Consider the following 10,273-nt stretch of genomic DNA (forward strand, 5'->3'; position numbering starts at 1 on the left):
CATTTCCAAAAGTTTCATAATTTCGCATCCACTCTCTGAATGTACGTTTTCCAATATTTAATTCTTCCATTATTTTTATTACTGAATTTTCACCCTTTAAATATGATTCAATTGCTTCGATTTTTTGATCTGATGATACTTTAGTTTTAGACATAACAAAACCCTCCTAGTTTAGACAGTTTTACATATTTTAACTGTCTCCTAAGAGGGGTATAGTTCATATCTAAGTTGTTTCATGAAAAAAGAAAAGAAAACTTAAATAGAATTATGAGCCCGGAGGGGTATGAACTTAGAGTGAATAGAAATATACAAGCAGAAGGAGCAGCTTTCGCTCAAGTAAAACAAAATATGAAATTTAGAAGATTTTTAAGCCGAGGTAAAGAAAATGTTCTATCAGAGTGTATTATCGTAGCGATAGCTCATAACATTTCTAGGCTACACAATAAAATAGTAAAAAATAAATGTGGAATATATCTTCATACTTTAAAAAAAGCATTCTAAATTTATTATTTATAATCAAATATTATCTGAAAAAATGGTATTTTTATACCTTATATTTGTCATGCATAATTTTACTTAGAAAATAAACTATATATAAAATAATTAAAAATATACCTATTAAGATAAGTAAAAAGAGCTCTCACAGAACAAATTTAATTTGCCCATGCGACAGCCCCTTCTTATACCTATTTCTATATTCAAAAAGACAATGAAATCTGCGAACCTTTCTTATATATACAATATTATTACATATATAATTATTGCTTTTCATATAAAAAAAGACAATGAAATCTGTGAACCTTTCTTATATCTCTAATATAAAAATATCTTTATCCATTAATTTATAAACATAAAAATCGACAAAATTTAGAAATATTATTATTTTGACATGTATTTACATATAAAAAGACAATAGAATCTGCGAACCTTTCCATTTTTCAAGGTTTTTAAGTAGTAAAAAATGTCGAAAAAATTTTTTACCTTAATCATATCTTTACAAATTTATAACCAAACAGTTGAAAATGCTACTTCACATCAAAAAGACAATGAAATCTGTGAACCTTTTTTATATTAGTAATTTCAATGCTTCTACTAGAAAGACAATAGAATCTGCGAACCTTTCTTATGTAGACTTTTTTATATTTTATGTAATATATGCTTATATTTTATTATATATGTAAAATAAAACATGAAAGGAGGTAAAAGATGACTAATAAGCTATTATTTGAAGATTTAAAACCAAATACTAGAATCTCTAAATCAAAAATAAAAAAAATAATATCTATTTTTAAAAATAAAATAGATATAGTTAAAATAAATGATGGATATTATGAACTTGAAAAAGAAAATGGTCTATTGAAAAATAATTCCATGCAAATTATATCTGTTACTAAATCTTTAATAAAACAATATTTACTATATCATTTTTTGCCTTATAATAAATGTTTTGTTAGAAAACATGTAAGCTATAAAGATATAGCTACATTATGTGGAATATCAGTTCCAACAGCTAGAAGAAATCAAAATTTACTTTCTATTTTAGGATTAGCATACTTTACACCTTCTTCTAATGGTTATGGAAAATTTGATATAGTAATATGTGATGAATATAAAAATCATTTTAAAAAGAAAAATGGTGGTGGTGGGTATATAACATTAACTACTGATGATCTAGCTAATTTTTTGGATATAAATTGTATTAATAAGTTAAAGGTTGAACTAAAAAAATTGCTATGGATTGATGCAGCTAAAAAAAGTAGAGGTAAAAAAATTGTGTTTAATAAAGAAAATTTAGTAAATACTTTACCTGAGTATATAAAAAATCAAGCAAGTTAATTAATAATATTATATATAGTAAAAATTCTAGGTTTAAACCTTTAGGAAATAGATTAGATATTACTAGTTACAAATCCAAATCTGAATTTAATAAAAATTTCAGAGATTCAACTCAAAAAAGAATATTAAATTTATTTAATAATGGAAATTTCTCATTTAGCTCTAATTACTCTGATACATTATTAAGATTTAAGTTTAAAAAACCTTTATTAGAAACAAATATAAAACTTGAATCTGAAAAAACGCTTATTGTAAATGAATTAGTTAATCTTTCTATCGAATTTGGATTTAAAAAAGTATTAATTGCTTTAAACTATATGTTTGATAACACTATTATGAAGATAACATAAATATTAATAATATACATAATCCTGGTGGATTTGTAAGGTCTTTTATAACAAGATCAATTTTGAATATTGGTAGTTTATACTAAAATAAAATATATTAATTAGGGGTAATAAAATTTTATTACTCTTAATTTACTATGCGAAAAAAGATACATTTAATTAGATAAATTCATTGTCTAACTAAATGTATCTTTTTTTTACATATTTTATCCACATTTTATTATAAAAGAAAGTTTTTTATTAATAGTTTAATATTTTTTTTAACAATAACAAAAAATATTATTAACATAATTATAATTTTTTTATTTATGAATTTATGTATACATTGATAATACTATAATACATGTACATTACGTTTTTGCTAATTAATGTTTTAAATAAATGTTTTAATAAAGCTTTTTAATATAGAGTACTATAATTTTTTCTAATTAAATATAAAGTCTACTTTTTATATGTTAATGATGCTAAAATATATATAAATTACTAATACGTTACAACTGTAAAATATATTGGATATTACAAAAGTATTATTTTTATAATATCTTATTAAAATATAGATATATACTAACTTTATAATAATATAGGGGGAAATATTCATTGAATAGAAAAGAATTTGATAAATTAACAATTGATGAACAAATAAATTACTTCAATCAAAAAATGTCTTTAGGATTATCTAAAGCAGAAGTATGTAGAAATTTAAGTTTACCATCATCAACTTGGCGAGATCGTATAAAAAAAGCTGGATATGAATTAGATCAAGTAAATAAATGTTACAATAAAATTAATTCTAGTAACAAAGAAAATTCTTCTTACTATAGTAAGACTTCAGTAATACCACATAATTCTATAAGTATTAATTCTAGTAAATCTATGAGTTCGATATATGAAATAGAAAAATTAGAAAACGATCTAAGAGAACTTATTGAAAATAAAGAAGATATTTTTAAAGCTATTGAATTCTTTAAAAAAGCTGAAGAAGAGAAAAATATAGTAGATGTCATACAATTTAAAATAAATACTGAAAATCTAACTGGTGATGTATTAGTTAAATCTTTTAAAATATATTCAGATGTATATAATAAATTTCTAGAATTCACTGAAAAAAATAAAAGTTTCAAAAAACAAGACATACTTACACAATTCATATTGGATGGAATCCAAAGATACAGCCGATAAAATTTCTATTAACTTAATTATTCTAATTTTGTAGTATTAAATTAAATTATATCCTAATAGGAGGTAAGTCAACCTATGATGAATAAAATGATACAAAAAATACCACCAGCAGAACTGAAAATAATGAAATTTATTTGGGAAACAGATTACGAAATGTCTTCTAAAAATATAATGTATGCTATGGAAAATAAATACAATTGGAAACAGACAACTACGCTAACACTTCTATCAAGGCTTGTTAAAAGAAAATTTTTATCAACTGAAAAAATTGATAGATACACACATTATAAAATAATAATTGAATATAGAGAATACTTAAACTATGTAACAAAAGATTTTGTAAGAAACATGCATAATAATTCAGCAGAAAGTGTATTTCTTTCATTATATGAAGATAATATTTTAAGTAAAGAAGAATTTGAATATCTTATAGAAATAGCAAATGCCTTTGATAAATAAATTTGGAAATAAGACTATTCGGTTCAAAGTTTAATTTTAATAATATAGACTATACATATGCAACGGTACTAAAAAATATAATAAAAACTTTATAAAGAAAAATGTAAAAAATAGGTGAAATTCCTAAAAATTCTGATAAAATAGAGATATCCAATTCATATTCTACAGATGTGTAATAGAATAACAATATTTTTAGGAGGACATTATGTTAAATAAGCTAAAGAAAACACTAGCAGTAATTTGCTGTTCAATGCTTGTATTTACAAATACAGCTTTTGCAGACACAGAAACACAAGGAGGTGAAAATACATCTGAAAATAAAATAATTAAATTTGAAGTAGATGCATACAAATATATATAAAGATGCTCCACAAGACATAAAAGATAATTATGATGAGAAATGTAGGGCATTAAATATAACACCTGAATCTGATGCAGAAATTCTTGTACCAGTAAATTCAAATTTACTTAAATCAGATGATTATGATATAGGAGTTTATTCTCACTTTAATGGTTCTTATGACGCTGAGAAAGCAACAATTAAAATCTCAGGAGATAGCAATTATACTATAAGCACAAGAGTTACTGTTGGATATGGATACACAACAAGGGGTAATAATGTACATTGTGCTCAACTTATGTTATGTGCTGTTAAATATACAGTACAAGTAGATTCAATATTTGGGGATGATACATATAATGCAGTAAAAAAATTTCAAAGAGCATATTCACTAACTTCTGATGGAATTGTTGGATATAATACATATGATAGATTGGCGAATCTTTTACGCATGTAATTTTACAATTTATATTTAAAGATAAAATAAAATGTTTTTTAAGGGCTTTAAAGCCACTCATAAGAGTGGCTTTTTTTTATTGCATATCTATGCATATAGTCCACTAAAATCTTTAAAATCTATTTCTCTAGAATCCTTATTACTTTTTGATTCATCATAATCTGTCCAACTGTAAGGATCTAACTGATTATTATTTTGATTGAAATTATTTCCCTGGTTATAAGGATTATCATTTTGACTATAACAATTATCTTGATTATTGTTATTCTGATTATAACTATTTCCTTGGTTATAAGAGTTATTATTTTGATTGTAATGATTACCTTGATTATACAGATTATCATTTTGACTATAACGATTATCTTGATTATTGTTATTCTGATTATAACTATTTTCTTGGTTATAAGAATTATTACTTTGACTATAATGATTACCTTGATTATTGTTATTCTGATTATAACCATTTCCTTGATTATAAGAATTACTATTTGGGTTGTATCTAGATACCTTTACTCTATTTAAATCATGATTTGTATACTTATTTACTAGAATATTAATTTCTTTGTTTAAAGGATTCTGAGTTAAAGAACCTGATATAGTTATCTCATTTCCTTTACGTGCTGTTTCAGCCATATAGATAGCTAATTTCCCATGAGCTCTTATAGGAAAGAAATAACGTTCTCTTTCTCCTTTAGAGTTTACTGAATTTAAAGCAATAGTGTTAAAATATGATAATGAGCCAGATTCAGAATTTCTAAAAGTTCCATCACTTACTAAATTACCTTCTATGTTAATATTATTAATCATATTAAAATCCCCTTTTTATATATAATTTGATTTTTTTATTCTATTACAATTTCAAATTGTGTATTAATATTATTTTTAGAGAATGCACTTATTATTTCTCTCTTTATGTAGTTCTCTGAGGTTTCAAAGCCTTTTAAATAATCTATAGCATAGTCATTTTCTTTTTTATTTGTACTAATTGCCACAGAAATTCTTATTATATTTTCATCAAAATCTTCCTTAAATGCTGAGTTATTGATTATATTGGATATGTATACTAGATTTGGATTAGTTTTATTTTTTAAATAGTTAACTATATTTGTTCTTATTTGATCAAGTAAAATGTTATTTCCTTTCTCTTCAATATTATTATTTGCTATATTATTATTAATTGAATTAATCTCTATTTCCTCAATTTCTATTTCTTCAAGATCATTTGGGAAATCACTATTAATCTGTTTATTTCTATTCAATCTACTTATTTTTATTAGTGTCATTTCAACTAAAATAGATACTTGAGATGTCTTTCTCAATTTACTTTCTGCGTCTTGTAATATATCTATTATCTCAAATATGTTTTCAAAATTTATTTGTTTTGCAAAATACTTTACTTTCTTTATATAATTTTCATTCATAGCAATTATATTTGTATCTGCTCCACATTTAATAAGCATTATATTTCTAAAAGTGGTCATTAAGTCATTAATAAATATTTCTATACTTTTTCCAGATTTAATTATAGTGTAAAATTCCTCTACTGCTTCATCACTTTTTTTATTTATTAATTTTTCTGTTATTTTAAGACAAATTTCATTTGATGCTACACCTAGTAACTCAACTATATCTTCATATGATTTTTTATTTGAACTGATTACTTTTTCTAACAAACTTACTGCATCTCTTAATGCTCCATCTGCTAGTTTAGCTATTAGCATTAAGCTTTTTTCTTCTAAATTAACTTTTTCTAACAAGTTGATATGTTTTAATCTAGTTAAAATATCTTCCACAGCTATTCTTCTAAAATCAAATAACTGACATCTTGACCTGATAGTAGCTGGTAATTGATTCACATCTGTTGTTGCCAATATAAAAACCACATATGATGGTGGTTCTTCTAAAGTTTTAAGAAAAGCATCAGCTGCCTGTGCAGATAATCTATGAGCTTCATCTATTATATATACCTTATACTTTAAGTTAGATGGAGCATATCTAATACTATCAATTATTTCTCTAATATTATCTATACCATTGTTAGAAGCTGCATCTAATTCATATATATCAATTGATGTATTATTTTCTATAGATTTACAATTCTCACATTGTAAACAGGGTTCTCCATCAATAGGACTAAGACAGTTAATTGCTTTAGCTAATATTCTTGCACTTGTAGTTTTACCACTTCCCTTAGGTCCTTTAAAAATATAACTATTTGTTATGTTTCTATTTTTCACTTGATTTAAAAGAATAGAAGGTATATGACCTTGTCCAGTTACTTCTTTAAATAATTTTGGTCTATATCTATTTGCTAATAATGACATTTTATTTTTTCCCCCTCAGTATTATTTTTACTATTGATTTCTCAAGATTTATTTTATTTTTATTTAAATCATTTTCTAGTAACTCATTTACCGTAAATTCTAAGTCTAATATACTTCTCTTAGCCTTATCTTCTAAAATTTTAAGTCTAAATTCATGTATATAATTTGCTTTGCCTTTTACTGTTTTTTCTCTTTCATATAATATATTTCTTATATTTTTAGGTGTATTTTGTATTTGTCTCATTAAATTAAAATGATTTAATAAAGTTAAATTAATACCTATTATGTTTGATGTTTTTGAAATGGTTTTGTATAATTCTATTGCTTTGGTTATGTCTTTACTTTCAATAGCATCTATTAAATCAAATGTATTTTTATTGAATGACTCAGATAAATATTCTTCATAATTCTTAAAATTATTATCTAATGAACTTATTTTTTTTATATCATTTAGAACTACATCCATATTGTCTGAATTAATAAATATATTGGGATTTAGATTTAAATTATTATATAACAAAATTTTTTCAACTTCTGATCTCACTATAGTTAAATACTTTTTTATTTCAATTTTGGAGTCTTTAAATATCTTTACTATAGCTTTATCTCCTTTATCAAAAATATCTTTTGTATAATAAATAGATAAAACTATACAAGTTCTTGATATAGATATAGCTTTAGTAATTACATTTAACTCTTTACTAGAATATTTATTTATATCAATAATCAATACTCTAAAAGGATCAAACATAGGCATTATTTTTACTCTAGATATTAAGTCATTAATATCTATTTTTGTTGTAATTTTTTCAATATTAATGTCTTTAAAATTTAAAGCTTTTTCAAGTACTTCAATTTCTTTTTTTACACTGTAATAATTATTTGTAATTAACAACTTACTTTTCATTAACTTTACCCTCCTTTTTATATTGCTAATAAATACAGCTTATTTTTTTTATCAATAAATGATTAATTTTAGTTTTATATAATATGGTTCTTTTTTGAATTTTTTTTGGATAAGTATGAAAAATTTAGAAGAGATTTTTTTTAACACTGTTAAAAGAGAATATATTAATGAAAAATAAATGACTATTTTTTAACAATTTTTATTTTTTTTATATTAAAAATATGCACTTTACTTCGCAAAATTAAAGTTACTCATGAAAAGCAAAAAGTTTTTTCATGGATTATTGTGCATTAAATAATTATAAAATATATCAAATAAAAGCAAAATATAAAAATAATTGCAAAAAATTACATTATAAAATATAATATAATAAAACAAACAAAAAATAAAAAAAGCCTACATGCGACACGTTTGGTAATGAACGCCAATTCATTTATCAAACTGAAAATTAATAAAAACGAATGACAGAGTATTAATTATCATGTGCAAAGTAGACTTCTTATTTACTTATAATATACGATAATAATATCATATATCATAAATACTTGCAATACTTTTGATAGTTATTTTACTTATAAAAAAGATGGAAGTTAGTGTAAATTTGATGTCTCAGCCTTGATTGTTAATATCAAGGCTTTTTTGTATTTTTAAAATACATTAAAGGAGTAAAAAAATGGGAGATTATTTTACAGTAGAAGAAGATTTAAAACAATTACATATCCAAATTCCAAAAGCTTTGTTTTATGAAGATAAATATATTAAACCATCTGATAAGAAACCTCTTTCAGTTCAGGCTAAAATACTGTATGGATTTTTATTAGATAGAACCAAGTTGTCTCTTTCAAATCAATGGTATGATGATAAAAATAGAGTATTTATTAAATGTGATCAGATATCTATGAGTGAATTTCTAGGAGTAAGTGAGAAAACTGCACGTGGTTATAAAAATGAACTTATAAATTTTGAGTTGTTAGAAGAAGATAAGACAGGACAAGGTAAATCTAATCTTTTATATCTTAAAAAAGTTGATGTTAAAATGAATAAACTATCATTGTATATAGATAAATTTAAAGATAATGTTGAAGAAAAACGTATACTTGAAAGAGAAAGAATTTTAAAATATAGAGAAAAAGAAAAAGAAAATAAGTCCATAAACCTTAAAAATACTTTGAACGGTAGTTTTTACCGTTCAGAGAAAAAACTAAAAAAAATCTTGAACGGTAAAAACTACCGTTCAAGAACAGTAAAAACTACCGTACAAGAACGGGAAAATTTACCGTATAGTAATACTGATTCTAGTGATACTGATTTTAAGGTTGTTGTTGATGAAGAAAATAAAATCAATAAAATTGAAAATCTATATGTTAAATTAAAAGTTGATAAAGAAGTAAAACCAGGAATGAAAAAATTGATAGAAAAAAACATTGATAATTTAGATATAGAAATTTGGGAACAAATTTTTATAAATGTTTCTGAAAATGATATTAAGAAAAAATACAGCTACATAAAGAAAATATTAGAAAATTTAAAAGAGAAAAATATTAAAACAATTGAAAAATTTGAAAATGATAATAGATTATATAATGAACAAAAATCTAAGAGAAAATATTCAAAAAATAAATTTGATAATTTTAATGGAAGTTTAAAAAATAAAGATGAAAATTATATTAATGAAAAAATAAAAGCCTCTCAAGATGTAAAGTATGGAGAAAAAGAAGATATTTTAGAAGAGGATGATAATATTAATAAAAAAGTTTATGAAAAGGCAGTAGAAGATAAATGGAATTGTGGAGCACCAATTAAAAAAATTGCAATAGAATATGCAATAAAATATAATTTACCATATCCCAAAGAATAAATTTATATTTTATTAAGTTACTTTACTTGTATTATGTCAAATACAACTTACTTATGTATAGAAAGATTCTTCAAAAGTTTATATTCTATCTCATATAGTAAAATTAGATTAATTAGTGTTCAATTTGAAATGGGGGAATAGACTTTTATGTATTACAAAGAAAAAGGCAAATATACATATTACATAATATTTATAATTGCCTTTCAGATAACGCTCACATTTTTAATGAGTTATTATTTGAAATCTCTTGATAGAGATATGAATATAGATATATCTTTTATATTGTCTATATCTTTAGTATTAAGTGAATGTTTTTTATTTACAATTTTATTTGGGTTAATAAAACGAGAAGAAATTAGTCTTAACACTGAATTTTCAAAAGAATTTAGGATTTTTCGGATATGTTTTAATATTCAAATTTTTGAAATTATGTATTTTTTCGGGGCTGTAAGTAGATTTGTGTAAAAACAAATTTACCTATAGTCTTTTTGGTATACAAAATTGGTAAATTTGGAATAATATTCATATAAAAAATTTTGGAGGTTTTGAAAATGAAAGATATAATT

General features: G+C 22.9%; 11 protein-coding genes. 7 read left to right on the forward strand and 4 right to left on the reverse strand.

What is annotated here, in order from left to right:
• Positions 1-154: helix-turn-helix domain-containing protein (locus IR152_RS19075; protein WP_227453427.1), on the reverse strand; the 154-nt coding region annotated here is incomplete at its 3' end.
• A 74-nt stretch (positions 155-228) separates the two neighbouring features.
• On the opposite strand from IR152_RS19075, the gene IR152_RS19080 reads away from it, so the two are divergent.
• The 6 genes from IR152_RS19080 to IR152_RS19105 all read left to right on the forward strand — a co-directional run bounded on the left by IR152_RS19080 (position 229) and on the right by IR152_RS19105 (position 4,618).
• Positions 229-501 carry a transposase gene (locus IR152_RS19080; protein WP_227453417.1) on the forward strand — a complete coding sequence of 91 codons (273 nt, stop codon included), beginning with the start codon at positions 229-231 and terminating at the stop codon, positions 499-501.
• A gap of 705 nt (positions 502-1,206) precedes the next feature.
• Entirely contained in the window at positions 1,207-1,836 is a 630-nt protein-coding gene (locus tag IR152_RS19085) for a hypothetical protein (RefSeq protein ID WP_227453418.1), read from the forward strand.
• A 944-nt stretch (positions 1,837-2,780) separates the two neighbouring features.
• Complete coding sequence (locus IR152_RS19090; RefSeq protein ID WP_227453419.1) at positions 2,781-3,362, forward strand: hypothetical protein; 582 nt, start codon at positions 2,781-2,783, stop codon at positions 3,360-3,362.
• A 75-nt stretch (positions 3,363-3,437) separates the two neighbouring features.
• Entirely contained in the window at positions 3,438-3,821 is a 384-nt protein-coding gene (locus IR152_RS19095) for a BlaI/MecI/CopY family transcriptional regulator (protein ID WP_227453420.1), read from the forward strand.
• Positions 3,822-4,026: 205 nt separating this feature from the next.
• Positions 4,027-4,182, forward strand: a complete 156-nt coding sequence (locus tag IR152_RS19100) for a hypothetical protein (RefSeq protein ID WP_227453421.1) — start codon at positions 4,027-4,029, stop codon at positions 4,180-4,182.
• Positions 4,163-4,618 carry a peptidoglycan-binding domain-containing protein gene (locus IR152_RS19105; protein WP_227453422.1) on the forward strand — a complete coding sequence of 152 codons (456 nt, stop codon included), beginning with the start codon at positions 4,163-4,165 and terminating at the stop codon, positions 4,616-4,618. The genes IR152_RS19100 and IR152_RS19105 overlap by 20 nt, the downstream gene beginning before the upstream one ends.
• Before the next feature lie 87 nt (positions 4,619-4,705).
• Here IR152_RS19105 and IR152_RS19110 read toward each other — a convergent pair whose 3' ends face one another.
• The 3 genes from IR152_RS19110 to IR152_RS19120 are packed head-to-tail and all read right to left on the reverse strand — an operon-like array spanning position 4,706 to position 7,849.
• Positions 4,706-5,425: a single-stranded DNA-binding protein gene (locus tag IR152_RS19110; RefSeq protein WP_227453423.1), complete on the reverse strand. Its 720-nt coding sequence runs from the start codon at positions 5,423-5,425 to the stop codon at positions 4,706-4,708.
• Positions 5,426-5,460: 35 nt separating this feature from the next.
• Positions 5,461-6,942, reverse strand: a complete 1,482-nt coding sequence (gene dnaX / locus IR152_RS19115) for a DNA polymerase III subunit gamma/tau (RefSeq protein WP_227453424.1) — start codon at positions 6,940-6,942, stop codon at positions 5,461-5,463.
• Position 6,943: 1 nt separating this feature from the next.
• On the reverse strand, positions 6,944-7,849 hold the full coding sequence (locus IR152_RS19120) for a hypothetical protein (RefSeq protein ID WP_227453425.1): 906 nt from the start codon (positions 7,847-7,849) through the stop codon (positions 6,944-6,946).
• Positions 7,850-8,522: 673 nt separating this feature from the next.
• Between IR152_RS19120 and IR152_RS19125 the strand changes: the two genes are divergently transcribed.
• Positions 8,523-9,707: a replication initiator protein A gene (locus IR152_RS19125; RefSeq protein ID WP_227453426.1), complete on the forward strand. Its 1,185-nt coding sequence runs from the start codon at positions 8,523-8,525 to the stop codon at positions 9,705-9,707.
• Positions 9,708-10,273 lie beyond the last annotated feature (566 nt).

The organism is Clostridioides sp. ES-S-0108-01 (genome assembly GCF_020662285.1).
In the GTDB taxonomy this organism is placed as follows: Bacteria; Bacillota; Clostridia; order Peptostreptococcales; family Peptostreptococcaceae; genus Clostridioides.